Here is a 251-nt window from a genome sequence, read left to right as displayed (position 1 = left end):
GGCAATGTGAACAAGGAACAGCATGAACGAACCAGGACAAAAGCTGCGCCTGGGCGCACTGATCGCATTGGTGGTCGGTTCGATGATCGGTGGCGGGATCTTTTCGCTGCCGCAGAACATGGCCGCCAGTGCCGGCGTCGGCGCGGTTCTAATTGGCTGGGCAATCACCGCAGTGGGCATGCTGACCCTGGCATTCGTGTTCCAGACCCTGGCCAACCGCAAGCCCGACCTGGACGGCGGTGTGTATGCCT

Annotated in this window: 1 protein-coding gene; it reads left to right on the top strand. The window is 61.4% G+C overall.

All coding sequences use genetic code 11. The annotated features are described in order from the left end of the window. Positions 1 to 22: 22 nt before the first annotated feature. A partial coding sequence (locus tag J5M56_RS26025) for an amino acid permease (RefSeq protein ID WP_207938190.1) occupies positions 23 to 251 on the top strand: 229 nt, incomplete at its 3' end.

The sequence above is a fragment of the Pseudomonas sp. 51_B genome, from assembly GCF_017491595.1.
GTDB classification, from domain to species: domain Bacteria; phylum Pseudomonadota; class Gammaproteobacteria; order Pseudomonadales; family Pseudomonadaceae; genus Aquipseudomonas; species Aquipseudomonas promysalinigenes.
Note: the sequence above shows the minus strand (reverse complement) of the source record. Positions and strands in the feature narration are given on the sequence as shown.